We start from the raw sequence: 24,555 nt of genomic DNA on the forward strand, positions 1-24,555 counted from the left end.
CAGATGACCACCCGCTACCAGACCCCCTGGGGGCCCTCCTGGGATCCCCTGGAGATCACCATGCACACCGACGGCGGCGACGCCCTCGGCAAGGTCAACCGGATCGAGAAGGCCATCGCCCGCTGGTCCGCCGTCGACGCCGACCTCCTGGAGGTCACCTGCGCCCTGGACCCCGCCAACGCGGCGCTGCTGGACACCAGCGGTAGCGTGCTGATCTCCGCCCGCGTCGGCACCGAGCGGCTGCTGGCCGTGCCCGCGGTCAGCGTCGTCGAGGACGCCGGCGACCCCGTCGCCGGCCGGATCCGGGTCATCGCCGCCGGCGCCCGCACCCTCCTCGACGCCGCCGTCGCGCCCCCCGACCCGCACCTGACCCTGGAGTCCCAGCCGCCCCGGCAGGAGTCCCGCTACCGCGGCCCGGTCGAGGACATCGTCAAGGGGATCATCGTCGACGCCGTGCGCTGGTCCGGCCACCCCATCCGCGTCCTGCCCAGCCACCGCCGCGGCCGCACCGTCACCCTCACCTCCAAGCTCACCCCCGCCGGCGACCTCATCGACGAGGCCCTCGCCGGCTCCGGGCACCGCCTCGACGTCATCGGGTGGATCCCCGGCGACCCCCTGCCCACCGGCATCACCGCCACCGCCCCCTGCGCCCTCATCGACGTCGTGCCCTGGCGCGCCCGCCCCGGCCTCATCTGGTCCGCCGAGGCAGGCGACATCGACACCTGGGCGCTGGAGTACCGCCGCGCCACCATCACCGCGGTCCTCACCGGCGAGCGCCTCGACAACCCCGGCGCCGACGACGACCAGCCCGCCGGCTTCCGCTACCGCGCCCATGACCGCGGCGCCCGGCCCTGGGCCACCCGCTGGGCCTACCGCGGGCTCCGCGGCGGGCAGTCGGCGGAGTCCACGGCCGCGGAGCTGCTGGAGGACTCGGCGGCGTCGGCGAGCGCGGACATCCGCCTGACCCCGGCGGCGCAGTGGCGGCCGCAGCGCCATGCCGGGGCGGGCACCTACTGGCTCGGAGACCGCGTCCAGGTGAGCCTCCCGGTCGTCGGGGTGGTGGAGCAGGTCATCACCGAGATCGTGGCGACGATGACCCCCAGCACGTTCCATATCGCCCCGGTCGTGGCCACCCCCGATAGCCTCAGCCGCAGCATCCACCGCCGCGTGGCCCGCCTGGGGGAGCGGGTCGCGCGGCTGGAGAGAGGACAGGCATGACCATCACCGCCCTGGGCACCCAGAACACAGAGATCGGGCCGCCGCAGTGGGCCGACATGGCCCAGGCCCTGGCACCCCGATTCGTCGTGGACTCGCCCGACGATCTGCACCTGTCCTGGTGGAACGGGCAGCTCTACATCCACACCGGCCACGCCATCGCCGCGGGCACCCGGATCAGCAACTCCTGGAATAAGCCGGTGGACTTGGCCCCGCCGTCATCGGGCTCGCGCACCTACGCGATCGTCTTGCGGATCGACTGGTCCAAGCCGGCCGACGAGGCGGTCACCATCAAGGCCCTGCGGCGAAGCTCCGGCATGCCGGTGATCAACGCCACCGCCACCCCGAAGACCGACCAGATCAACCGGATCCCCGGCGTGATCTATGACGCTTTGCTCGCGCGAGTTGTGCGGACGGCGGGCGGCGTCACCATCCACGACCTGCGCTGCTGGGGAGGCGAGGGCGGCCCGCTGCGCGTCACCGCCGACGGGATGGCCGAGCCGCACCTGCTCGACCTCCGCAAGGGCACCTTCATCTCCACCGACCGCGGCGACATGACCAAGCGCCTCGACGATGACGGCGTGTGGCGCGACGTCCTCACCGAATCGAATCCATGGCGCACCTGGAATCCGCGCTTGCGGTACTACAAGAGCGCGACCCCGAATGGCGTTTCCGGCGGGCACCTGGTGGGCCTCGGAAACGGCGGCACCGCCAGCGCCCGCTACCGGGTCGTCGACGGCGTCCTCGACGGTTTCGTGCACATCCGCCCCGGCGCCACCGGCGCCACCCTCGGCCAGGGCCCGGTCACCCTCGATCTGCCCCTGCCGTGCGCGAATTGGCAGGAAGATACCTGGTCGCAGGGGCATTTCTACAACTTCGGCTACGGCGGCGACGGCGATTTCGACTGGCACGCCGAGCTGCTGGTCAAGGCGGGGTGGCGCCGCGGCCTCATCTGGGTCAACCCCATCATGGGCGACGCCAGGATGGAGCCCTACCGGGCAGCCGACACCAGCGGCCAGAAAGGCACGGGTAAACCGTATATCGCCGGTGGCTACACGGTCGGCGTAATGACATTCAATCTCCGGTACCCCGTGGACGTGTAGCCATGACCACCCCCGGCATCGCCCACACCGCCCCCGGCGGCCTCGCCCCGGTCTGGTGGGAGCCGCTGCTCATCGACGGCGCCGACTGGACCTGGTCCGCCAGCATCCACGGCGAGCACACCATCACCGCCGGCGAGCTCATCATGGACGGCCGACGCTGGCCCGCCGAGGTCACCGCCCACACCATCAGCCTCCGGGTCCCCGCCGCCGACCACCAGCACATCGGCGACCACGCCGCCGCGACGCTCTACCTGGACCTCGGCGACGGCACCCGCATCGCCTGGATCCACGGCCGCACCACCCGAGGGGAGGCAGCATGACCGCCCGCACCGCCCGTACCCGCCGCCGGCCCATCCCCATCCCCGACGCCGCAGTCGACGCCGCCGACCGCGTGATCGCCTACCCGGCCCCCGGCCCCCCGGGCCCCGCCGGCCACGACGGCACCGACGGCGCACCCGGCCCCCCGGGACCACCCGGCCCCCAGGGCCCCGCACACCCCGGCCCGGTCCTCTGGGTCGGCCAGGGCACCCCACCCGACGTCATCCCCGGCGCCACACCGGGGGACCGATGGTTCGACGAGACCACCGGCGCCATCTACGAGCTCACCTAGGAGAACACCATGGCCTGGACACAGAAAGGCACCCTCCGCGGCCCAAAGGGCCCCCAGGGCCCCGAAGGCCCCCCGGGCCCCGCCGGCACCCAGGGCCCCCAGGGCAAGCAGGGCATCCCCGGCCCCGAGGGGGCCGCCGGCCCCGCAGGACCCCAGGGCGCCCGCGGCGAGGACGGCAAGTCGATCTCGGTCGCCGGACAGGTCCCCACCCACGCCGACCTCCCCACCGACCTCACCGAAGCCGACGCCGGCAAGGCCTACATCAATGACGCCGACGGCCTCCTCTACGTCTGGGGCGGGACCAGCTGGCCCGCCAACGGAAACGGCGTCGAATTCCGAGGCCCCGCCGGCCCCGCCGGCCCCCAGGGCCCCGCCGGCCGCGACGGCGTCGCCGGCACCCAAGGCCCCGAAGGCCCCGAAGGCCCCCAGGGCCCCGCCGGCCCCGCAGGACCCGAAGGCCCCCGCGGCAGCCGCTGGTTCACCGGCGCCGGCGCGCCGGGCACCATCGCCGACGCACGGGCCGGCGACATGTACCTCGACACCACCGATGGTGTCGTCTACGAGCTGACCTAGGAGCACACCACCATGGCCTGGACGCCGATCGCGGACCTCACCGGGCCGCCTGGAGACGGCGGGGCGGCCACGCGCCCGCCGGCGATGCTCGCCGCGGCCCTGGCAAAGCCCCGGCCGGTGGGCTTCATCATCGGCAGCTCGACCGTCGCCGGCGAGGGCATCGACGACGATGGGGAGCTGCGCGCGCGGGAGTGCGCCGCGGCGCGCCTGGAGCGCATGATCCACCGGGCGTGCGGCGGCCGTGAGGACCGGGCGCCGCTGACCCTGCGCGCCGACGCGGAGTGGCCGGAGGTCATCACCGGCGGCACGATCCTCACCGGCAGCAGCGGCACCCGGGGCCTTGGCCACCGGCCGCGGGAGATCACCGACGGGGAGACCATCACCATCACCAGCCCCGGCCCGTGCACGGGCTTCTGGATCGGCTTCCGGGAGGGCAAGGGCACCGGGGATGTGACCGTCACGATCGACGGCGGCGACCCGACCCCTGTGGACCTCCAGCAGACCGCCGTGACGACCAAGAAAAACGCCCACTCGACCTGGACCCGCAGCATCGCATTCACCGGGCAGTGGGAGTCCGGGCGACTGGAGCGCGCGCAGCACACCCTGACCATCGCCGTCACCGGCGGTCATGCGGCGACTGATTTCGTGCACATCCACGATGATGACGAGGACCGCGGTGCGGTCTTGCTGAATGACGGCTGGCCTGGTCAAACGCTTTTTCAGCATACATATCAGGCGACTTTGCGCGAGCGGCTCCAGACCATCAAACCAGACTTTATCGTCGTTTACACCGGCGCGAATGAGCAGAATTTAGATCGGAGCCGCGATCACGTTGCGGGGAGCTTCGAGGATATCGTGGACTTCACGTCATGGGCGACGGACACCCCGATCCCCATGGTCCTGGTGTCCCAGGTGGGGCGAACAAATTCGGACTTCGACCGGACTATCGTCACCGATCCGATGGAGGCGGCCGCCGAGGCGGAGCCCCACCGGATCGTGTTCGTCAACGGGGACGCGATCCTGCCCGGCGACACCGGCCTGGCTCAGGAGCTTGGCCTGATCGGGCCTGGGGGCGGGCACTCCCCGGCGGCAGGCCAGGCGGTCGTCGCCGACGCTCTGGCCCGGGCGATGGGCCTGTGGACCGCCGACGGGGGAGCGGCCCCCCGCGTCGGCGGCCCCGCGGGCCCCAGGGGTCCGATCGGGCCACAGGGCATCCCCGGTCCGCCCGGACCACCCGGCGTCGACGGCGCTGATGCGCCCGCGCCGAGCGGGTTCAAGAACATCAGCTGCGACTTCCGCGACGACGCCCCGATCAGCATCGGCGACGGCAGCATCGCCGGCGAGTGGTATAAGTACCGGCTGGACCGGGGCATGGTGGACTTTGAGTTCTTCATCCGCTGGGGCAATGAGGGCCGCAGCTCCAGCGGCGGCCCCCTGCGGATCCGGGATCTCCCCGTCGCACCCTCGACTTCGCCGAACCTGTACTACTTCGGGTCCGGGCACTACTGGGCGTCCGGTCCGAAGCTGCATTTCTCCATCGTGCCCTGGGTCGATGCCCACAAGCAGGAGATGAAATTCTGGGTGCCGCGCGACGGGGCATCCTCCATCCAGGAGCTCATGCGCATCTGGGACGGCACCGAGGGCGTCGGCACCGGCCGGCCCCTCAACCCGGATTTCGTGATCGACCACCCGAACAGCTACCTCGCCGGGCGCATCCGCTACCCGGCGAAGTGATTTTGGGCGGACATGTCCGCCCGCGCCCATAGCGTGGCCACCATGCACCGCATCCAGGTCAGCGCCGGCCACAGCTCCGAGCTGGCCGGCACCAACCCCGCCGCCCGGCCCACCGCCGGGCTCGGCGTCGTGGGCACCGACCTCGGCTTCCTCTTCGAGGGCGGCCGCCAGGACGCACCCCCCGGGCAGTCCAGCCTCTGGGTCGGTGGGCTCTTCGGCGACACCTTCACCACCGACTCCGGCACCTGCCCGGTGCCGGCGGGCACCGATCGGCACTGGCGGTCCCCGGTGATGTGCCGCACCTCCAACCGGGATTTCCTGGACCGCGGCATCGTCTGGGACAACGCTGCCGGCGCGCCGACGGGGGAGGGGATGGCCACCCAGCTGTGGGGCTACGAGCACATCGGGGAAGCCGGCGTCGTCGACGGCCGCAGCTTCGACTGCTTCACCATCATCCCGAACGACGCGATCCAGCTGCCGAACGGCATCTACGTCGGCTGCGGATTCCGGGTGCGCCGCTGGCTCGACGCCCCGACGGCGGACGGGCGCACGATGTGCGAGACCCTCAGCAACTCCTGGTGGTGGTCCCAGGACCCGCATGCCGAGGTGTGGCAGCCCTGCCGGCACGCCGACGACCTCGCCCAGCTCTACGAATGGGCGGCGGTGGGGCGCGACGGGCTCTTCCAGAACACCACCCTCATCCAGCCGGCCGGGGACGACCACGTCTACTGCCTCGGCACCCCCGGCGGCCGCAAGGCCGGCGGCGACTCCGGGATCTACCTGCGGCGCGCGGACTGGAGGCGGCTCTGCGATGACCGGGCCTGGGAGTTCTGGGGCTGGCGGGACGGCCGCTGGCAGTGGGGCCGTGACGTCTGGCCCACCCCGATCCTCCGGCCGGCGACGCCGCGCGGCCCGATCGGGGAGATCAACGCCCAGGTCATCGCCGGCACCATCGTCCTGACCTACGTGGACATCACCCTCGGCGCCGTCGCCGTCACCGCCCCGGCCCCCGACGCCCCCTGGACCGCCCCGGTCGTCCTCGTCCCCCGCCGGGACCTGTGCACCCTCTACGCGCCCAGCGTGCACCCGTGGTCGAGCCTCGACGACGCCTTCATGCACCTGTCCGCCTGGACGCGCACCCCGGGCCGCCTCGGCGGCGTCGACCTCGATGAGGTGCCGGTCGACTACTGCGCCTACAGCTTTCGGGGCAGCCTCCTCGCCGAGGATCCCGTCACCGTGACGGAATCCCCGCGGGCGATGGGGCTGGACACCTCCGCCATGACCGACTTCGAGCGGGCCGACACCCTGGCCCGCATCGCCGCAGCCTGCGACACCGACCCCGGGAGCACCCCATGAGCACCACCGTCCTCGACTACGCCGGCGGCGTCCCCACCGCCGCGGCTATCCGGGACGCCGGCCACGCCGGCGCCGTCCGCTACCTGTCCCCGCCCCGCCCCGGCGCCGGCTGGATGCGCGGCAAGCCGATCCACCGCGCCGAAGTCGACGCCTTCGAGGGTATCGGCCTGGACCTGGCGTTCGTCTGGCAGTACGGCAAGACCCGAAACCCCGACGTCATGCGCGGAGGCCAGGGCGGCCGCGCCGACGCCCTGGCCGCACAGCAGCAGCTCCGCAAGATCGGCCGTCCCGGCGCACCCGTGTTCTTCGCCGTGGACTTCGACATCACCCTGGACGAGTGGAACTCCCGGGCCTGCGACTACTTCCTCGCGGCGGCCCGGGTGCTGGGCCGCGACCGCGTCGGGATCTACGGGCACTCGCGCGTCATCGCGTGGGCGGTGGAGGACGGGGTCATCGCCGACGCCGGCGGCGGCCGGCACCTCGCCTGGCAGACCGCCGCCTGGTCGGGTGGCCACCGCGCACCCGAGGCGGTGCTCTTCCAGCGGCCCGGGGAGGTCACCGTCGGCGGCGTCGGCTGCGACGTCAGCGAGGTCCTCGCCCCGTGGTGGGGGCAGACCCCGCCCGATGAGCGCCCCGAGGTGCCCACCGCCCCGGCCCCGGCGCCCACCGCCCCACCGGCGTTCATCAACGATGACCCCGTCGACGCGGACTGGGCCGAGCGATTCGGCTTCGGCGGGCCCCGCTCCACCGACGGGCTCCAGGGCGTGTGCATCCACACCACCGAGAACCGCCTGGGCTCCCGCGCCGAGGACGTCGCGGCCTGGCAGCTGCGCACCGAGAGCGGCGCCTACCACGCCCTGGTGGACAACACCACCGACGACAATATCCGCTCTATCAGGGAAAACACAGACGATTGGGTGGCGTGGGCCGCGGCGCAGAAGGGCAACCAGATCGCGCTCCACCTGAGCTACGCCGCCGAGGCGTCCATGACCCGGGAGGAGTGGCTGTCCGCCCCCCTGATGCTCGCCGAGGGCGCCGACATCACCGCCTACTGGTGCCGGCGCTACCACTTCCCGGTGCGCAAGATCGGGGCCCGGGAGCTTCGCCAGGGCGCCCGCGGGATCTTCGGTCACGTCGACGTCTCCCACGCCTGGCACCAGACCGACCACACCGACCCCGGCAGCGGCTTCCCCTGGGATGTCTTCCTCCAGATGGTGCGCGACCGCATGCCCGCCGCCCCGGGCGCCGCGACCCCCCGGCCCCCGGCGCCGCCGGGCCGACCGGCACCGGCACCGGCGCCGCTGACCACCGCCACCCCGATCACCTCGATCATCAACCCCCGGGTGACGCTGCCGCTGGCCGGCCTCCTCGCGCTCCTCGACGCCTACGCCTGGGAGAACCGGATCGCCGTCCGCGGGATCTACGACCACCTCGGCCTGGACTACGACCGCCGGATCCAGGAAGCCATCGAGCAGGACAGGAGCGCATCATGACCACCCGCGAGCGCCTCACCCAGCCCTGGGTGATCCGCAAGAGCATCTACACCATCGCCGCCATCATCGGCCTCGTCATGGTCGCCGCCGGCATCATCGACCCCGCCACCGTCGACGGCTGGGACGAGTCCATCGCCCCCCTGGTCTCCCTGGCGCTGACCCTGACCACCGGCATGGCCGCCACCCGCACGCACCGCGGCTCCGACGACCCGGTCACCATCGACGACGTCGCCCACGCCGCCGACGTCGCCGCCAGGGGTGCCGCCAAGGGCGCCGTCGACTGGATCGCCTACGGGCCCGCCGCCGCGCCGGGCGCCGCCGGTGGGCTGCTGGACCGGGCCCGGGCGGACCTGACCCGGGGAGCCGGTGATGACCATCCCGCATGACCCGCTCCCGCCCCGCTGGCGGCCCGCCGTCGCCGGCCGGTTCTTCACCGCGGTCCTGTTGCTTTTCTCCGCGGAGGCGAGCGTGCGAGCAGTCGACTACCTGGGTGGCCACCGCCCGGATCTTGCGGCTGAGCTGGCCATCATCGACCGGACGATGCCGATCCCGGCGTGGGGAGCCGTACTGGCGGTGACGGCGCTGCTCGCCGTCGCCGGGACGGTGATCAGCCAGCCCCGCCTGGTGATCCTCGCCGGCATCCTCGGCGGCGCCGCCTACGCGGCTCTCGCCGGCGGCACCGCCCTGGCGCTACTCGGCCTCGGCGTCGGCTTCGACGGCGCCCGCGCCCCCGTGGACTTCGCCTCGAAGGCGATCATCTGGTGGATCATCGCAGCAGCGTCCTGGTGGTCAGGACACGTCGAGTGCCAGCGCAGGAGGATGGATGATGGCGCCGCTTGCAGACGGGGCAGCTGACCTCGGGGGCTGGCCCGCCGCGATCGGCGCCGCATTCGTCGCCCTCGTGGTCGGCCCCTTCCTCCCCGCCGTCCTCAAGCTGCTCTTCGGCACCGCGGAGAGGGGCCTGCTCCACTCCTGGGACCAGTGGCGCGACGCCCAGGCCCGCCGCGAGGCCGAGCGCGAGCAGAGCGACCGTGACCGCGTCGTCCAGGTGCTCCAGCAGGCAGTGGACACCCTGACCAGTGAGCTCGCCACCCAGAAAACCCGGGTCGAGGCGCTCCAGGACGAGATCGACGCGCTACGCATCGAGGCCGACCACACCATCGAGCTCCAGGCCGGCTGGATCCGCGAGACCACGGCATGGGTCCGGGAGGTACTGCTGTGGGCCGCCGAGGGCGGCCATGAGCTCCCGCCCGGATGGCGGTCGTATTTCGCCTGGCTGGAGGCTCATCGAGTCCGGTCACCGCACCCCCGGGAGCCGCCCGGCCCGTAGCCCCGGCGCACCCTGGCCCCCGCGGGGGTAGCGCCACCCGCACCCGGGTGCGATACTGCCCGCACCGCGGCGCGCCGGCCGATCCCCATCCCCCCGAGGTGGCCGGCGCGCCGCGGCCTGCTGCTATCCTGGCAAGCAACCGTTGGGCCCGCCGCGGCCGCCCCCAGGGGCGCTGCGAGCGGGCCCGATCTCTACTCAGGTGCCTGGTCACCGCCCAGCAGCCGGTCCACGATGACGGCCGCGTCGCCCGTCTGCTGCCGGGCGCCGCGGATGTAGTGCTCGACCATGCCCGGGTCGCGGTGGCCGGTGACGGCCATGATCTCGGAGGTGGTGGCCCCGGCCGCCCACGCCGCGGTGATGAAGCTCCGCCGCAGCGAATGCGGGCTGATGGGCTGCTCGCAGCCGGCGCGCCTGCCGAGGTCCCGGACCCGCTCCTGCGCCTGCCGGCTGGTCATCCTGTTCCCGTGCTGGTTGCGCAGCAGTGGGCCGGTCCGGCGGCGGGCCAGCAGCGGGCCCAGGGCCTCGATGACCCCGGGCGGGCAGGCGACCACGTCGACGATCTGGCGCTTGCGGTGGAAGCGCAGCTGGATCGCCCCGTGGTCGCGGAGGACGTCGTCGACGTCGAGGGCGACGGTCTCCCCGGAGCGGGCGCCCATGAGGGTGAGGATCGCCAGCAGCGCCCAGGTGTCCCCGCCGACGCGCCGGGCGAGGTCGAGCATGCGGCGCATCTCCTCGACGGTGGCCCAGGTGCCGCGCGGGCCGGAGGGGCGGCGGGGCCGGCGCACCCCGCGCGCGAGGTCCTCCCGGGTCAGGCCCATGTCGTGGGCGTCGCGGTAGAAGCTGCACACGGCGGTCGCCGCCCCGGGTGCGGTGCCGGCGGGCTGGGTGGCCAGCCACGCCTCGATGTGGCGGCGGTCCACGGCCCACGGGTCGAGGTGGGCCTCCTCGCACCAGGCCAGCCAGCGGCGGAGGGCACCGCGGTAGCCCGTGCGGGTCGCCGGCGACCGCAGCCCGGCGACGAATTCGGCCGCGTGCTGCTCGGGGGAGACCACCCAGTGCTCCCGCCCCGGCGGCACCGGGCTCAGCGGCGCCACACGTTCACCCGCTCATCGAGCAGCGGCGCGCCCGCGGGGCCCTTGATGTGCGGGGCCACGTAGACCGGACGCCGGGCGGCGCGGCCGGGCCCGCAGGGCTGCTGCCGCCAGTGCCCGCGCACCAACCACCGGTGCCGGTACTCCCGGGCCGCGCCGGTGCTGTCCGGGTCGTCGCGGTCGGGGCGAGCCAGCCGCCGCAGGTCGATCACCTGGACGTCCCGGGCCGCCGGCGGGTCCCCGGCCGCGGCACCGGCCCCGGGCCGGGCGGGCACCGGGCGGGCCTCGGCGATGGTGGTCTGCTGCATCAGGATCCACGTGGCCCCGACCAGGCCGGCCAGGTCGCGCATCGCGGTGGGCAGCAGCACCCGGGAGACGGGCCGGTCGGCGGCCCAGTCCACCGCGGCGGTGATGAGCGTCGCCCCAGCGGCCGGGTCGGCGCCGCGCACGGCGGCGCGGTCGGTGAGCGCCAGCACCCGGATCCGGTCGCCGCGGGCCTGCCACATCACCCCGCACAGCGGCACCGGCGGGTGCGGCACCTCGCCCAGGGGCCCGGCCACCGGGGCGAGGTCGTCGCCGGGGGCGTCCCCGGCGTCGCCGGCCCAGAGCAGCAGCCCGGTGGGCTCCGGGCGGCAGATGCCCGGGGTCCAGTCCGGCAGGTCGGCGGCCGCGGCAGCGGCCAGGGCGGTCATGTCGGGGGAGACCCACCACAGCGACGGGTCGCGCAGCCCGGCCAGGGTGGCGCGGTGCACCCCGGGGTCGGGGTCGCCGGGGTGGGCGGCCTCCCAGGCGCGCAGCTCATCGCGCACCCGGGGCAGGTCCCGCACCCGCGGCGCCGCCACGGCTCAGTCCCCCCAGTGCACGGCCAGGCCCGGGTTGCCGCCGGTGAGCGCCCGGCCCACCACGGTGCGCCACCAGGAGGCAGGCAAGGCCTGCCCGGTGCTGATGACGTGCCAGCCGTCGTGGAAAACCCGGGCCTCGGCGCGGTGCTCCAGCAGGTCGATCCAGGTGATCGTCTCGGTGACCAGGGCGTCGAGCTCGAAGGTCGCCCAGGCGGGGATCGCCTCGCTGCGCTCCCAGCGCTGGATCGTGCGCCGGTTGATGCCCAGCGCCGCGGCGAGGTCGTCACCGCTCAGGCCCAGGGTCTCCCGGGTCAGGCGCAGCTCCAGGCCGCTGATGCCCTCGGTGTCGCCGGGCTCGACCGTGCGCGAGGGGAAGGCGCCGGGGTCGGTGGTGGTGTGGGGCGGGCCCCACAGGGAATCGAAGCTCATGGTGGTCCTCTCGGGGGTAGGGGTGCGGGCCGCCGTGCGCGGCCCGCCAGGGCGGGGGGGTTAGGCTTCGGCGCGGGTCTTCGGCAGACGAACCGCCCGGTTCCCGCCGGTGCCGACGGGGAGCCATCCGGCTTTCTTCATGGCGAAGTTGTAGGGGCCGGGCTCCTCGGCGGAGGGGATGCCGTAGACCACCACGTCGACCCGCTCGCCGTCCTCGGTGTCCACCAGATCCAATTCCCAATTGGTGTGGAAGTCCAGGGTGGCGGCCTCGTAGTCCTCGACGGTGGCGGCGCCATAGATGCGCATCTGGTCCAGGCCGTCGTCACCGATCACCAGGTCGCATTCGTGGACCCGGTAGTGCTCGACGGTCTGCCAGAACTCGGCGTCGGTGCCCGTGCGCTCAAAGATGTTCTGGTGGGGCTTGAGGGTGTAGGTCGCGTCGAGAATGGCCCACACGTCGAAGTCCTGCTCGGCGTCGGTGGTGGAGCTGGTCGCCTCGATGGCGGCGGTGATCTGGGCGATGGGGTCTTCGGTGTGGAAGTCGGGGGCGGTCATGGTTGCGGCTCCTTTGCCGGTCGTGGGGCGGCTTGTGCCGGCCCCGGGGGGTGGATGAGCGTCGGGGGCTACGCCTCGGCGACGTCGGCGGCCTGCTGCTCGGCCCAATCGCGGATGCGGGCGACGACCTTGGAGTCGATCTCGGCGGCGTCGGCGATCTCGTCGCCATCGGTGGTGTAGTCCAGGCCCTCGGCGTCGCGGCGGGTGAAGGTCCAGCCGGTGATGCTCTCGGCGCCCTCGTCGTCGGTCTCGCGCTCGAAGTCAAAGACGAGGGACTCGCCGGTGACGGCGGTGACGCGCACGTCCTCGTGTCCGCGCACCCGCTCGACGTCCTCGACGCCGGGAAGGCCGTTGAGGATCTGGACGGCCACGTCCCAGGCGGTCGTCATGTCCTCGTCGGTGGTGTCGGTCAGGGTCCAGGTGGTGGTGCTGGTGGTCATTTTCGGCTCCTTTGCCGGTCTCGGGCGGCTTGTGCCGGCCCTTGGTTGCTGACACCAGTGAGCATACACCCAATGTCGCCACCTGGTGACAACGGGGGTGATTTGCGGGGGTGGCCGTGGCGTGGTGCCCGGTCGCCGGGAGGGGCCGACGCGGCGGCCTCCCCGGCGCGGCCGGATGGGGCCCCGTCCCGCATCCGTCCCGCAAAATTATGGTGAGCCAGTGCAATCCAGGGAATTCATGCACTACGTAAAATCCTTTGACCAGCACAAACGGCGTTGCCGCAGGTCGCCAGGTAAGATCCTGTGCATGTACCGCGTCTTTGAATGCCTGGACCAGCTGAACCAGATCGTCGAGGAGGCCTACGGCGTCCCGATGACCCCGAACTGCATGGTGCCGCGCCGGGATGTGCGCATCCTGCTCGACGAGCTGCGCGATGCGCTGCCCGCCGAAATCGACGACGCGCAGGACGTGCTGGACCAGCGCGACGAGATCCTCCGGGAGGCTCAGCAGCGGGCCACCACCACCGTCGCCGACGCCGACGCGGAGGCCACCCGCCTGGTGGAGGAGGCCACCGGCCGCGCCGAGCGCACCATCGCCGACGCCGAGGAGCGCGCCCACGTCACCGTGGCGAAGGCCCAGGAGGAGGCCACCCGCCGCCGCGAGGACGCCGACCGGGAGTACCGGGAGGTCACCGAGCGCGCCGCCGCGGAGGCGGACCGGCTGGTCACCGCCGGCAACGAGGCCTACGATCGCTCCATCGACGAGGCCCTCGCCGAGCAGCGCCGGCTCATCTCCGAGTCCGAGGTGGTCCGCGGCGCCCACGAGGAGGCCCGCCGGGTCACCGACGCCGCGCACGCCGACTCCAAGCGGCTGCGCGGGGAATGCGACGTCTACGTGGACAACAAGCTCGCCGAGTTCGAGGACGCGCTGTCCACCACGCTGCGCGCCGTGGGCCGGGACCGCGCGGCGCTGCGCCAGGGCGCCGGCGCCTCCGGGGCCTACGGCCGCGAGCCCGCCGAGGGCGAGGGCCGCGACTACCGGCGCTGACCGGCGCCACCGGGCCCGCCCCGGGGGAGGGGCGGCGGGTATGCTGGCCGCATCATGAGCACCCGCAGAATCGACCCAGCCTCCCCCTTCGTCGTCGACGTCGGCCCCGTGCTGCGCGAGGGCGCCGCGGCGCCCTTCCGCGCCTCCGCCCCCGCGCCCGAGCGGATCGGCGCCGAGCTGATCGGCGTCCCCGCCGGCGCCGAGGTGCTCGTCGAGGGCAGGATCACCCCGCTGGGCGGGGGCGTGCTCGTCGACGCGGAGGTGCGCGCCCCCCTCGCCGGCACCTGCGCGCGCTGCCTCGCCGATCTCGACGACCGGCTGGACATCCGGGTCTCCCGGGCCTTCGGCGCCGGCGAGGGCTTCGTCGTCGACGACTCCGGGGAGGACCAGGACCTGGAGGACGACGCCCCGCCCCTGGTCGGCGACTACGCCGATCTCACCCAGGCGGTGATCGACGAGACCGTGCTGACCCTGCCGTTCTCCCCGACCTGCGCCGACTTCGGCGGGGTGGACTGCGCCGAACGCGACACCGGGGTGCCCGCCCCGGACGGGGTGGTCGGCGAGGGGGCCCCGGAGGCGGTGGACCCGCGCTGGGCGGCGCTGGCCGAGCGCTTCGGCCGGGACGACGCCGACGCCGGCTCCGACGCGGATCCGGCGGGGGAGTCCGCCCGATGAGCCGGCGGCGCCGGCTCACCGGGGAGGCCGCCCGGGCGGCGGCCTTCGCCGCCGTGGACCACGCCCCGCTGCTGGCCGGGCTGGGCGTGGACCTCGACGAGGCGATGCTCACCCTGGCGCTGACCCACCGCAGCTTCGCCAACGAGAACGGCACCCTGCCCAACAACGAGCGCCTGGAGTTCCTCGGCGACTCGGTGCTGGGCATGTGCGTCGCCGAGGAGCTCTACCGGCGCTTCCCGGAGCGCACCGAGCAGGACATCTCCAAGATGCGCGCGGCGGTGGTGAACATGTACGCCCTCGCCGACGTCGCCCGCGGCCTGGGCCTGGGCGGGCACATCCTGCTCGGCCGGGGCGAGCAGGTCACCGGGGGCGCGGACAAGCACTCCATCCTCGCCGACACCACCGAGGCGCTGCTCGGCGCGATCTACCTCGAGCACGGCTTCGAGGTCGCCCGCCGGGTGATCCACGACCTGTTCACCGACATGATCGACTCCGCGCCCACCGAGGCCCGGGGCCGGGACTGGAAGACCCTGCTGCAGGAGCGGCTCGCCGCGCGCAAGCTGCCCGCCGCCGAATACCAGGTGGAGGTCTCCGGGCCGGACCACGACCGCCGCTACGCGGTGCGGGTGCTGGTCGACGGGGCGGTGCGCGGGGAGGGCGCGGCGCCGACGAAGAAGGAGGCCGAGATGCAGGCCGCGCACCAGGCCACCGAGGCGCTGGCCTGAGATGCCCGAGCTGCCCGAGGTGGAGACCATCCGCCGGGGCCTGGCCCCGCACCTGGCCGGCCGGCGGATCGAGTCCGCGGCGGTGCTGCGGGATCGGGCGGCGCGCCGCCAGCCCGGCGGGGCCGCCGAGCTCGCCGCCCGGGTCACCGGCCGGCGGGTCACGGCGGTGGACCGCCGCGGCAAGTACCTGTGGTGGGTCCTCGACGACGGCGCCACGCTGCTGGTGCACCTGGGGATGAGCGGCCAGCTCACCCTGCCCGCCGCCGAGGCCGGCCCGGACCGGCATCTGCGGGCGGCGTTCACCCTCGACGACGGCACCGTGGTGGCCTTCCGGGACCAGCGCACCTTCGGCTGGCTGTGGGCCTGCGACCTGGCGCCCTCCCGCCACGACGGCCGGCCGGTGCCCGCCCCGGCGGCGCATATCGCCCCGGATCTGCTGGAGGTCACCGACCGGGCCCGGGGCCCGGCGGAGCTGGCGCACCGGATCCGCGCCCGGCGCAGCGGGGTGAAGCGGGTGCTGCTCAACCAGGAGGTGGTCAGCGGCATCGGCAACATCTACGCCGACGAGATGCTCTGGGCGGCCCGGCTGGACGGGGAGGTGCCCGCCGATGAGCTGGGGGTGCGCCGGCTGGCCGGGCTGATCCGCGCCGGCCGGGCGGTGATGGAGCGCTCCCTGGCCGCCGGGGGCACCAGCTTCGACTCCCTCTACGTGCACGTCAACGGCGAATCCGGCTACTTCTCCCGGGAGCTGGCGGTCTACGGCCGCGCCGGATCGGACTGCCCCCGCTGCGGGGCGACGGTGGTGCGCCGGCGGTTCATGAACCGGTCCAGCTACCTCTGCCCGCGCTGCCAGCGCAGGTGATCCGGATCACCGCCGGACCACGCGGGTAACCCGTTTCACTCCCCGGGCGGGAACGGCGGTATCCTTCCCCCCATGGCATGGATGGATTCGGCGGTCGAGGCAATCGACGCCTGGAACGGCGTGTACTGGCAGTTCATGATGGTGCTGCTCATCGGCGCCGGGCTGTACTTCTGCGTGCGGACCCTGCTGGTGCAGATCCGCTACCTGCCGGAGATGTTCCGCACCCTCGGGGAAACCCCCTCGGACATCTCCGAGGGGGTCAAGGGCATCTCCGCCTTCAAGGCCTTCACCATCTCCGCGGCCTCCCGGGTGGGCACCGGCAACGTCGCCGGGGTGGCGGTGGCGATCTCGCTGGGCGGGCCCGGGGCGGTGTTCTGGATGTGGCTGCTGGCCATCGTCGGCGGGGCCACCGCCTTCGTCGAGTCCACCCTGGCCCAGGTGTACAAGTCCCGGGACAAGGACTCCTACTACGGCGGGCCCGCGTACTACATCACCCGGGGCCTCGGGGAGCGCTGGCGGCCGCTGGCCCTGGCCTTCGCCGTGATCATCACCCTGACCTACGGCTTCGTCTTCAACGCGGTGCAGTCGAACTCGATCACCGCCGCGGTGGTGACCTCCGCCGACGGGGGCATGACCCTGCGGATGGTGATCGGCGCGGTGATCGCGGCGCTGACCGCGCTGGTCATCTTCGGCGGGGTGCGCCGGATCTCCGGGGTCACCCAGGTGCTGGTGCCGCTGATGGCCGGGGCCTACGTGCTGCTCGCGGTGACCGTGCTGGTGCTCAACATCACCGAGGTGCCGTCGATGATCGCGCTCATCGTGCAGCACGCCCTGGGCATCCGGGAGATCGCCGGGGCCGCGGTGGGCACCGCGATCATGCAGGGCGTGCGCCGGGGCCTGTTCTCCAATGAGGCGGGCATGGGCTCCACCCCCAACGCCGCGGCCACCGCCTCGGTGTCGCACCCCTGCAAGCAGGGCCTCATCCAGACCCTGGGCGTCTACTTCGACACCCTGGTGATGTGCACCATGACCGCGATCATCATCCTGCTCTCGCACCCCACCTACGGCGGGGAGGCGGAGGGCACCTCGCTGACCCAGTCCGCGCTGGCCGCCCAGGTCGGCGGCTGGGCGGTGCACGCGGTGACCGTGATCATCTTCTTCCTGGCCTTCTCCTCGATCATCGGCAACTACTACTACGCGGAGGCGAACATCCCCTTCCTCTCCCGCTCCCGCGGGCTGCTGCTCGGGGTGCGCGCGGTGGTGGTGCTCTGCGTCTTCGGCGGCGCGATCGGCTCGGTGCCGCTGGTGTGGGCCCTGGCCGACGTGTTCTCCGCGCTGATGGCCACCATCAACCTGGTCGCCATCCTGCCCCTGGGCGGGGTGGCGGTGGCGCTGCTGGCCAACTACGCCGAGCAGCGCGCCCGCGGGGAGGAGCCGGTCTACCACCGCGACGACATCCCGGATCTGCGCGGCCGGGAGCGGATCGAGTGCTGGGACGGCACCGACCCGATGACCGTGCACCAGCAGCTGCCCCGCTACCGCTGAGCGCCCGGCCCCGCCGGCCCCGCCGGAGCCGCCCCGCCCGGGCCGGCCCGGGCGGGGCCGTCGACATTCCGGGCGCCGTCCACGCCCCCGCCCGCGGCGGGGCGCGGGCGGGTCGCGCGCGGCGGCCGGCGGGCTAGCCTGGGCCGCGCCACCGGCGGAGGCGCCGCCGGGGAGCGAGGGGGAGGGGAGGCAGCGATGGCCGATCGGGATCGGATCCGGGCCCGGATCCGGGGGCTGCTCGCCCAGGCCGCGGACCGGGCGGGCACCCCGGAGGGCGACGCCTTCGAGGAGCGGGCCTACCAGCTGCTCGCCCGCTACGGGCTGGACCCCGGCGACCTCGCCGGGGCGGGGCCGCGGCGGGCGCCGGTGGTGGAGCACGGCCGGCTCACCGGGCGCTACCTGCACCAGCAGGCCGCGCTGCTCGCCGCGGTGGCCGAGGGGCTGCACTGCACCGTGGTGCGCTCCGGCGCCGCGGGCGGGGTGATGGACTACCACCTGGCCGGGGCGCCCCGGCACCTCGAGCGGGTGCGGCTGCTGTTCCCCATGCTCAACGCGGCGATGGCCGCCGGCGCCGCCCGGGCGCGGCCCGCCCCCGGGGAGCGCCTGGGCACCGCCCAGGTGCGCCGGTCCTGGATGCTCGGCTTCGCCGCCGGGGTGCACCGCCGGCTCACCGCCGCGGAGGGCGCCGCCGCCGCTGACGCCCCCGGTGCGGGCCTGGTGCTCCTCGACGACCGGCGCCGGGCGGAGGCGGCGCTGGCGGAGCGCTTCCCCGGGATCCGGCGCACCCGGGCCACCGGGGCGCTGTCCCGGGCCGCGCTCGCCGAGGGCCGCCGCGCCGCCGCCCGGGCGGATCTCGGGCAGACCCGGCTGCGCCCGCGGCCGGCGCTGCCCGGGTAGCGTGTGCGTCCATGAGCTCGAGAACCGACGACGCCCCCGGGGATCGGGTGCGCCTGACCGCCTGGGTGCACGGCCGGGTGCAGGGGGTGGGCTTCCGCTGGGCCACCCGCTGCCGGGCCCTGGAGCTGGGCCTGGCCGGTTCGGCGACGAACTACCCGGACGGGCGGGTGCTGGTCATCGCCGAGGGCCCGCCTGCGGCGGTCGCGGCGCTGCTGGACTGGCTGCGCGGGGGCGGCACCCCCGGGGCGGTGCGCACCGTGGTCGCCGACCGGGGCCCGGCCCGCGGGCTGGGGGAGGGTTTCGCGCGCAGGTAGCCGACCCCGGGCGGCCGGCGGCATGGCACAATACGGGCCGTGCACCTGAAATCGCTGACCCTCAAGGGCTTCAAGTCCTTCGCGTCGGCGACGACCCTGAAATTCGAGCCCGGCATCTGCGCGGTGGTCGGGCCGAACGGGTCCGGCAAATCCAACGTGGTCGACGCCCTGGCCTGGGTGATGGGCGAGCAGGGCGCGAAGAGCCTGCGCGGCGGGAAGATGGAGGACGTCATCTTCGCCGGCACCTCCGGGCGCAAGCCCCTGGGCCGCGCCGAGGTGACCCTGACCATCGACAACGCCGACGGGGCGCTGCCGATCCAGTACTCGGAGGTCTCGGTGACCCGCCGGATGTTCCGGGACGGGGCCAGCGAATACGAGATCAACGGCGCCCGCTGCCGGCTGATGGACGTCCAGGAGCTGCTCTCCGACACCGGCATCGGCCGGGAGATGCACATCATCGTCGGCCAGGGCCGGCTCGCCCAGATCCTGGAGTCCCGCCCGGAGGACCGGCGCTCCTTCATCGAGGAGGCCGCCGGGGTGCTCAAGCACCGGCGGCGCAAGGAGAAGGCGCAGCGCAAGATCACCGCGATGCAGGCGAACCTGGACCGCCTGGAGGACCTCACCGGGGAACTGTCCCGGCAGCTCAAGCCCCTGGCCCGGCAGGCGGAGGCGGCCCGGCGGGCGCGCACCGTGCAGGCCGATCTGCGCGCCGCCCGGCTGGCCCTGGCCGCCGCGGACCTGGTGGAGCTGCGCGAGGCCCTCGGCGGCGCGGACGCGCGGCTGCGGCTGGCCGCCGAGGCCGCCGAAGACGCCGCCGCGGCCGCCGAGGACGCCGGGGCGCGCCGGGATCGGCTGGAGGAGGAGCTGGCCGCGGCCACCCCGGCCGCCGAGGCCGCCCGGGACCTGTGGTTCCGGCTCTCCGCGCTGGCCGAGCGGGTCGCCGCCACCGCCCGGATCGCCGCCGACCGGGCCGCGGCGGAACCGGAGCCGCCGTGGACCGGCCCGGACCCGGCGGAGCTGGAGGCCCGCGCCGCCGAGGCCGCGGACCGGGAGGCGGAGCTCGCCGAGGCCGAGGACGACGCCCGCGGCCGCCTGGAGCACGTCCGGGAGCTGCTGGCCGCGGCGGAGGACGCCGCCCGGGAGGCCGAGGCCGAGCACCTCGCCGCGGTGCGCGCCATCGCGGATCGCCGGGAGGGGGTGGTGCGCCTGGTCGCCGCCGAGGAGTCGCTGCGCGCCCGGCTGGCCGCCGCGGAGGCGGAGGTGGCCCGGATCGACGAGCAGATCGCCGAGGCGGAGCCGCGGCTGGCCGCCGCCCGCGCCGCCGCCGAGGAGGCCGACGCCGCCCGCGCCGCCGCCGAGGCCGCCGGCCCGGAGCTCGCCGCCGCCGACGACCGGGCCGCCGCGGAGGCGGAGGCGGCCGCCGCCCGGCACGCCCAGCTGCGCGAGGCCGAACGGGGGCTGGAGCGGGCGGTGTCCGCCGCCGCCGCCCGGATCGAGGCCCTGGAGGCCGCCGCCGCGGAGGCGCTCACCGACGGCGCCGGCTGGCTGCGGGAGCGCCACGGCCTGGCCGCGCTGCCGGATCTGATCCAGGTCCGCGGGCACTGGTCGGCGGCGGTGGCCGCCGCCCTCGGCCCGGCCGCCGAGGCCCTCGTCGCCGTCGACGACGCCGACGGGCTCATCGCCGAGCTCGCCGAGGCCGGGGCGGGCCGGGCGATGGTGCTGGAGACCGCCGCCGGGGGCACCTGGCGGCTGCAGGCCACGGTGCCCGCCGGCTGCGCCTGGGCGCTGGACGAGATCATCGCGCCCCCGGACCTGGCCGCCCCGCTGGCGGCGCTGCTGGTCGACGTGCTGCTCTGCCCCGACGCGGGCACCGCCCGGACGGCGGTGGAGGCCGACAACCGGCTGCGCGCGGTCACCCCGGACGGCCGGTTGCACGGGCCCGGCTGGGTCGCCGGCGGGGCGGGGGGTCGCCGCGGCGCCGTGGAGCTCGGCGGGGAGATCGCCGCCGCCCGGCAGCGGCTGGAGGACGCCGAGGCGCAGCTGGCGGATCTCGCCGGCGCGCTGTCCGGGGCGGCCGCCGAGGAGGAGGACCGGCGCACCGACGCCGCCGCCGCCCGGGCCGCGCTGCGCGAGCATGAACGGGCCCTGGCCGGGCTGGACGACGCCCGCACCCGGGCCGCGGCGCACCTCGACGGCATCGCCCACGACGCCGAGCGCGCCGGCCGGGCCCGGGCGGAGGCGGAGCGGCGGGCCGCCGATCTCGCCGGGGAGCTAGACGGGATCGTCGCCCGGCTGGCCCGGGTCGACGAGGACCCCGAGGAGGCGGAGCCCTCCACCGAGGCCCGGGACCGGGCGGGGGCGGAACTCGCCCAGGCCCGGGCGATGGAGACCGAGGCGCGGCTGGCGCTGCGCACCGCCGAGGAGCGCGCCGCCGCGGTGCGCGGGCGGGCCGACCGGCTGCGCCGCACCGCCGCCGCGGAGCGGGCCAACCGGGCCCGGCACGAGCGGGCCCGCGCCCGCCGGGCCCGGGCCCGGGAGCTGGCCGCCGCGGTCGCCGGGCGCGCCGAGGACCTCGGCGCCCGGGTGGGGGTGGAGCTGGCCGCCGCCGCGGCCGCCCGCGACGCCGCCGAGGCCGCCCGCAAGGATCTCGCCGCCCGCGCCCAGGCGGCGCGCAACGCCGCGGACGCGGCCACCGCCGCCCTGGCCCGGGCCACCGACGAGGCGCACCGCGGCGACGTCGCCCGCGCCGAGGCCCAGCTGCGGGTGGACCAGGCCGAGGCCGCCGCCGGGGAGCGGCTCGGCATCGGGGTCGAGGAGCTGCTCGCCGAGCACGCCCCGGAGGAGGGCTTCGACCGGGCGGAGGTCGCCGAACGGCTGGCCCGGGCGGAGCGGGACCTGCGCGCCCTGGGCCGGGTCAACCCGCTGGCCCTGGAGGAGTACGCCGCGATGGAGGAGCGGCACACCTTCCTGTCCACCCAGCTGGAGGACGTGCGCCGGGCCCGCCGGGATCTGCTGGAGGTCGTCGCCGAGGTCGACGACACCATCCTGCGCCTGTTCACCGAGGCCTGGCGCGATGTCGAGGCGGAGTTCCCGAAGGTCTTCGCCACCCTCTTCCCCGGCGGGGAGGGCCGGCTGGTGCTCACCGAACCGGAGGACATGCTGGCCACCGGGATCGAGGTGGAGGCCCGCCCGCCCGGCAAACGGGTCAAGCGGCTGTCCCTGCTCTCCGGGGGCGAGAAGTCGCTCACCGCGCTGGCCATGCTGGTGGCCATCTTCCGGGCCCGGCCCAGCCCCTTCTACGTCCTCGACGAGGTCGAGGCCGCCCTCGACGACGTCAACCTGCGCCGGCTGATCGCCCTGCTGGAGGAGCTGCGGGAATCCTCCCAGCTGATCGTGATCACCCACCAGAAGCCGACCATGGACGTGGCCAACGTGCTCTACGGGGTGGCCATGCGCGGCGACGGGGTGACCCGGGTGCTCTCCCAGCGGATGTCCCCGGCGCCGCGGCCCGGCGCCGACGCCGACGCCGGGCCGGGCCCGGGGGAGGGGGACGCCGGCGGGGAGGCCGCGCCGGCCGGGCCCGGGGGCCCACGGGGCTGATTCCGCGGCCGCGACCGGGGGTGCGCCCGCGGCCGCGCCCGGGCCCCCGGGGGTGGGCGAGGGTATCCTCAGCCCCATGTCCGTCACCGCCACCGCCGTTCGCCGGACCTTCGGCGAGGCCGTCGCCGTGGACCGCGCCGACCTGGACCTCCGGGCGGGCCGGATCACCGGGTTGATCGGCCCCAACGGCTCCGGGAAGACCACCCTGCTGCTCATGCTCGCCGGGCTGCTCGCCCCCGACTCCGGGGAGATCCGGGTGCTCGGCGCGGACCCGGTGACCGAGGGCCCCGCCGCCCGGGCCCGGATCGGATGGATGCCCGATGCGGTGGGCATGTGGGAGTCGATGCGCGCCGCGGAGATCCTGGAGGTCTTCGCCCGGATGTACGGGATGGACCGGGGGGACGCCGCCGGCCGGGCCCCGGCCCTGCTGGAGCGGGTCGGACTGGCCGAGCACGCGGCCAGCCCGGTGCGGGTGCTCTCCCGGGGGCAGAAGCAGCGGCTCTCCCTGGCCCGGGCGCTGGTCAACGACCCCGAGGTGCTGCTGCTCGACGAACCCGCCTCCGGGATGGACCCGGAGGGGCGCAAGGACCTGCGCGACATCCTGCGCGAGCTCGCCGCCGGCGGGGCCACCGTCCTGGTCAGCTCCCATGTGCTGCCCGAGCTCGACGAGATGGTCGACGACGTGGTGGTGATGCGCGCCGGGCGCACCGGGGCCGCCCCCGCCCGGGACGGCAACTGGTGCCTGGAGTCCCCGGACGCCGCGGCGCTGGCCGCCTGGGCCGCCGCCGAGGCCGCCGAGGGCGCCGGGGTGCGGCTGCTGCCCGGCGCCGGGCCCGCCCGGGCCGGCTTCCCCGCCGCCGACGAGGCCGCCGCCACCGGGGTGCTCGGCCGGGCGGTGGCCGCCGGGGTGCCGGTGCGCTCCTTCGGCCGGGCCTCCCTGGAGGACGAGTACTTCACCGCCGGGGGAGGGGGGACCCGATGAGCCTGCGCGGCGTGGGCCTGGTCACCCGCCTGGAGCTGACCCAGCGGGTGCGCTCCGGGCGGTGGAAGGCCTCCCTGGCGGCCTGGTTCCTGGTGCTGGTCGCGGTGACCATCGGCATGGTGAGCACCTTCGGCGTGCTCGAGGCCGGCCGGGAGGGCGTGGTGGTGCTGCACCAGCTGGTGCTGTTCTTCGTGCTCTGCGTGGGCCTCATCATCGCCCCGGCGCTCACCGCCACCTCGGTCAACGGCGACAGCCGGGACGGGGTGCTGGCCACGGTGCAGGCCACCCCGCTGTCCCCGCTGGCCCTGGCCCTGGGCAAACTACTCGCCGCCTGGGCCGCCTCCCTGGCCTTCCTCCTGGTCAGCCTGCCGGTGCTGCTGTTCACCTCGGTGTGGTCGGCGATGGCGCCCTGGTCACTGCCGCTGGCGGTGGCGGTGATCGCGGCCCTGCTGCTGGCGGTGTGCGCCGCCGGGCTGGGGATCAGCTCCCTGACCCCGCGCACCGGGGCCTCCACCATGCTGTCCTATCTGCTGGTGGCGGTGCTGGTGGTGGGGCTGCCGATGGCCTTCGGCCTCATCGCCCCGGCGCTGCGCGAGGAGGTCTCGGTGACCATGGCCCGCCCGGACTGGGAGACGCTGGAAGCCGGGTCGGACGAGGACCTCGACGCGCTGTACGCGGACGACGGCTCCTTCCTGGACCCGGACTCGATCCCCTGCGTGGAGACCGAGTACACCGAGGAGATCTGGCACACCCGGCCGGTGGCGCCGCTGCTGGTGGCGCAGCCGCTGGTGGTGCTCGCCGACAGCCAGCCCGGCGTCGCCGGGGTGGACTACGCCCCGATGTTCCTCATCCGCGACGGGGTGGAGGACGCCTTCACCCCGGCCACCCCGCCGGAGTCGCTGAACTGCGCCCAGTGGCGGGAACGGGAGAAGCGCGGCCAGGAACCCTGGGATTACCCGGATCCGCCGGGGACCCCCGGCTGGCGCTGGATCCCGGGCCTGCTGGTGAACCTGCTGATCGGCGGGGCCGGCTTCTACGCCACGCTGCGCCGGCTGCGGGTGCCCGCCGGCCGGCTGCCCCGCGGGGTGCGCATCGCCTGAGCCGGCGCACCCCGCCGCCCCGCCGGGCGGGGTGCG

General features: G+C 75.0%; 26 protein-coding genes. 21 read left to right on the forward strand and 5 right to left on the reverse strand.

Annotated features, from left to right (window positions below; translation table 11 throughout):
* Positions 1–3: 3 nt before the first annotated feature.
* From CSPHI_RS04910 to CSPHI_RS04960, 11 genes are read left to right on the forward strand one after another with little or no spacing between them, the layout of a single operon-like run.
* Positions 4–1,218 carry a hypothetical protein gene (locus tag CSPHI_RS04910; RefSeq protein WP_075691763.1) on the forward strand — a complete coding sequence of 405 codons (1,215 nt, stop codon included), beginning with the start codon at positions 4–6 and terminating at the stop codon, positions 1,216–1,218.
* The gene (locus CSPHI_RS04915) at positions 1,215–2,318 is read left to right on the forward strand and encodes a hypothetical protein (RefSeq protein WP_075691764.1); all 1,104 of its coding nucleotides are present in this window, start codon (positions 1,215–1,217) and stop codon (positions 2,316–2,318) included. The genes CSPHI_RS04910 and CSPHI_RS04915 overlap by 4 nt, the downstream gene beginning before the upstream one ends.
* Positions 2,319–2,320: 2 nt before the next feature.
* Positions 2,321–2,638 carry an LtfC-like domain-containing protein gene (locus CSPHI_RS04920; protein WP_075691765.1) on the forward strand — a complete coding sequence of 106 codons (318 nt, stop codon included), beginning with the start codon at positions 2,321–2,323 and terminating at the stop codon, positions 2,636–2,638.
* On the forward strand, positions 2,635–2,928 hold the full coding sequence (locus CSPHI_RS12655) for a hypothetical protein (RefSeq protein WP_157118486.1): 294 nt from the start codon (positions 2,635–2,637) through the stop codon (positions 2,926–2,928). Before CSPHI_RS04920 ends, CSPHI_RS12655 begins: the two co-directional genes overlap by 4 nt.
* 9 nt (positions 2,929–2,937) lie before the next feature.
* Complete coding sequence (locus tag CSPHI_RS04925; RefSeq protein ID WP_075691766.1) at positions 2,938–3,501, forward strand: collagen-like domain-containing protein; 564 nt, start codon at positions 2,938–2,940, stop codon at positions 3,499–3,501.
* A gap of 12 nt (positions 3,502–3,513) precedes the next feature.
* The gene (locus CSPHI_RS04930) at positions 3,514–5,235 is read left to right on the forward strand and encodes an SGNH/GDSL hydrolase family protein (RefSeq protein WP_075691767.1); all 1,722 of its coding nucleotides are present in this window, start codon (positions 3,514–3,516) and stop codon (positions 5,233–5,235) included.
* Between the two features lie 42 nt (positions 5,236–5,277).
* Positions 5,278–6,591, forward strand: a complete 1,314-nt coding sequence (locus tag CSPHI_RS04935) for a DUF4185 domain-containing protein (RefSeq protein ID WP_075691768.1) — start codon at positions 5,278–5,280, stop codon at positions 6,589–6,591.
* Positions 6,588–8,084 (forward strand): DUF1906 domain-containing protein, encoded by a 1,497-nt coding sequence (locus tag CSPHI_RS11855; RefSeq protein WP_084210257.1) that lies wholly within the window; start codon positions 6,588–6,590, stop codon positions 8,082–8,084. The genes CSPHI_RS04935 and CSPHI_RS11855 overlap by 4 nt, the downstream gene beginning before the upstream one ends.
* Complete coding sequence (locus tag CSPHI_RS04950) at positions 8,081–8,470, forward strand: hypothetical protein (protein WP_075691769.1); 390 nt, start codon at positions 8,081–8,083, stop codon at positions 8,468–8,470. The genes CSPHI_RS11855 and CSPHI_RS04950 overlap by 4 nt, the downstream gene beginning before the upstream one ends.
* Positions 8,454–8,939 (forward strand): hypothetical protein, encoded by a 486-nt coding sequence (locus CSPHI_RS04955; protein ID WP_075691770.1) that lies wholly within the window; start codon positions 8,454–8,456, stop codon positions 8,937–8,939. The genes CSPHI_RS04950 and CSPHI_RS04955 overlap by 17 nt, the downstream gene beginning before the upstream one ends.
* A complete protein-coding gene (locus CSPHI_RS04960) occupies positions 8,911–9,414 on the forward strand; it encodes a hypothetical protein (protein WP_075691771.1) in 504 nt (167 codons plus the stop codon). Before CSPHI_RS04955 ends, CSPHI_RS04960 begins: the two co-directional genes overlap by 29 nt.
* A gap of 191 nt (positions 9,415–9,605) precedes the next feature.
* Here CSPHI_RS04960 and CSPHI_RS04965 read toward each other — a convergent pair whose 3' ends face one another.
* The 5 genes from CSPHI_RS04965 to CSPHI_RS04985 form a co-directional block, all read right to left on the reverse strand.
* Positions 9,606–10,508 carry a tyrosine-type recombinase/integrase gene (locus CSPHI_RS04965; RefSeq protein WP_075691772.1) on the reverse strand — a complete coding sequence of 301 codons (903 nt, stop codon included), beginning with the start codon at positions 10,506–10,508 and terminating at the stop codon, positions 9,606–9,608.
* Entirely contained in the window at positions 10,496–11,347 is an 852-nt protein-coding gene (locus CSPHI_RS04970; RefSeq protein WP_075691773.1) for a hypothetical protein, read from the reverse strand. Before CSPHI_RS04970 ends, CSPHI_RS04965 begins: the two co-directional genes overlap by 13 nt.
* A gap of 3 nt (positions 11,348–11,350) precedes the next feature.
* Entirely contained in the window at positions 11,351–11,776 is a 426-nt protein-coding gene (locus CSPHI_RS04975) for a helix-turn-helix domain-containing protein (RefSeq protein ID WP_075691774.1), read from the reverse strand.
* A 60-nt stretch (positions 11,777–11,836) separates the two neighbouring features.
* Positions 11,837–12,331 carry a hypothetical protein gene (locus tag CSPHI_RS04980; RefSeq protein ID WP_075691775.1) on the reverse strand — a complete coding sequence of 165 codons (495 nt, stop codon included), beginning with the start codon at positions 12,329–12,331 and terminating at the stop codon, positions 11,837–11,839.
* 68 nt (positions 12,332–12,399) lie between these two features.
* Positions 12,400–12,771: a hypothetical protein gene (locus CSPHI_RS04985; protein WP_075691776.1), complete on the reverse strand. Its 372-nt coding sequence runs from the start codon at positions 12,769–12,771 to the stop codon at positions 12,400–12,402.
* A gap of 307 nt (positions 12,772–13,078) precedes the next feature.
* On the opposite strand from CSPHI_RS04985, the gene CSPHI_RS04990 reads away from it, so the two are divergent.
* From CSPHI_RS04990 to CSPHI_RS05035, 10 genes are all read left to right on the forward strand, one after another.
* Complete coding sequence (locus CSPHI_RS04990; RefSeq protein WP_075691777.1) at positions 13,079–13,819, forward strand: ATP synthase subunit B family protein; 741 nt, start codon at positions 13,079–13,081, stop codon at positions 13,817–13,819.
* A gap of 54 nt (positions 13,820–13,873) precedes the next feature.
* On the forward strand, positions 13,874–14,494 hold the full coding sequence (locus CSPHI_RS04995; protein ID WP_075691778.1) for a YceD family protein: 621 nt from the start codon (positions 13,874–13,876) through the stop codon (positions 14,492–14,494).
* A complete protein-coding gene (gene rnc, locus CSPHI_RS05000; RefSeq protein WP_075691779.1) occupies positions 14,491–15,219 on the forward strand; it encodes a ribonuclease III in 729 nt (242 codons plus the stop codon). The genes CSPHI_RS04995 and rnc overlap by 4 nt, the downstream gene beginning before the upstream one ends.
* A 1-nt stretch (position 15,220) precedes the next feature.
* Complete coding sequence (gene mutM, locus CSPHI_RS05005) at positions 15,221–16,081, forward strand: bifunctional DNA-formamidopyrimidine glycosylase/DNA-(apurinic or apyrimidinic site) lyase (RefSeq protein WP_075691780.1); 861 nt, start codon at positions 15,221–15,223, stop codon at positions 16,079–16,081.
* An 81-nt stretch (positions 16,082–16,162) separates the two neighbouring features.
* Positions 16,163–17,626, forward strand: a complete 1,464-nt coding sequence (locus CSPHI_RS05010) for an alanine/glycine:cation symporter family protein (protein ID WP_075693749.1) — start codon at positions 16,163–16,165, stop codon at positions 17,624–17,626.
* A 195-nt stretch (positions 17,627–17,821) separates the two neighbouring features.
* Positions 17,822–18,523 carry a DUF2786 domain-containing protein gene (locus CSPHI_RS05015; RefSeq protein ID WP_075691781.1) on the forward strand — a complete coding sequence of 234 codons (702 nt, stop codon included), beginning with the start codon at positions 17,822–17,824 and terminating at the stop codon, positions 18,521–18,523.
* Positions 18,524–18,534: 11 nt separating this feature from the next.
* Positions 18,535–18,837 (forward strand): acylphosphatase, encoded by a 303-nt coding sequence (locus tag CSPHI_RS05020; protein WP_075691782.1) that lies wholly within the window; start codon positions 18,535–18,537, stop codon positions 18,835–18,837.
* 39 nt (positions 18,838–18,876) lie between these two features.
* Complete coding sequence (gene smc, locus CSPHI_RS05025) at positions 18,877–22,437, forward strand: chromosome segregation protein SMC (RefSeq protein WP_075691783.1); 3,561 nt, start codon at positions 18,877–18,879, stop codon at positions 22,435–22,437.
* A gap of 76 nt (positions 22,438–22,513) precedes the next feature.
* On the forward strand, positions 22,514–23,419 hold the full coding sequence (locus tag CSPHI_RS12660) for an ABC transporter ATP-binding protein (RefSeq protein WP_075691784.1): 906 nt from the start codon (positions 22,514–22,516) through the stop codon (positions 23,417–23,419).
* Positions 23,416–24,519: an ABC transporter permease subunit gene (locus CSPHI_RS05035; RefSeq protein ID WP_075691785.1), complete on the forward strand. Its 1,104-nt coding sequence runs from the start codon at positions 23,416–23,418 to the stop codon at positions 24,517–24,519. Before CSPHI_RS12660 ends, CSPHI_RS05035 begins: the two co-directional genes overlap by 4 nt.
* The last annotated feature ends 36 nt before the right edge of the window (positions 24,520–24,555 follow it).

Source organism: Corynebacterium sphenisci DSM 44792 (assembly GCF_001941505.1).
In the GTDB taxonomy this organism is placed as follows: Bacteria; Actinomycetota; Actinomycetes; order Mycobacteriales; family Mycobacteriaceae; genus Corynebacterium; species Corynebacterium sphenisci.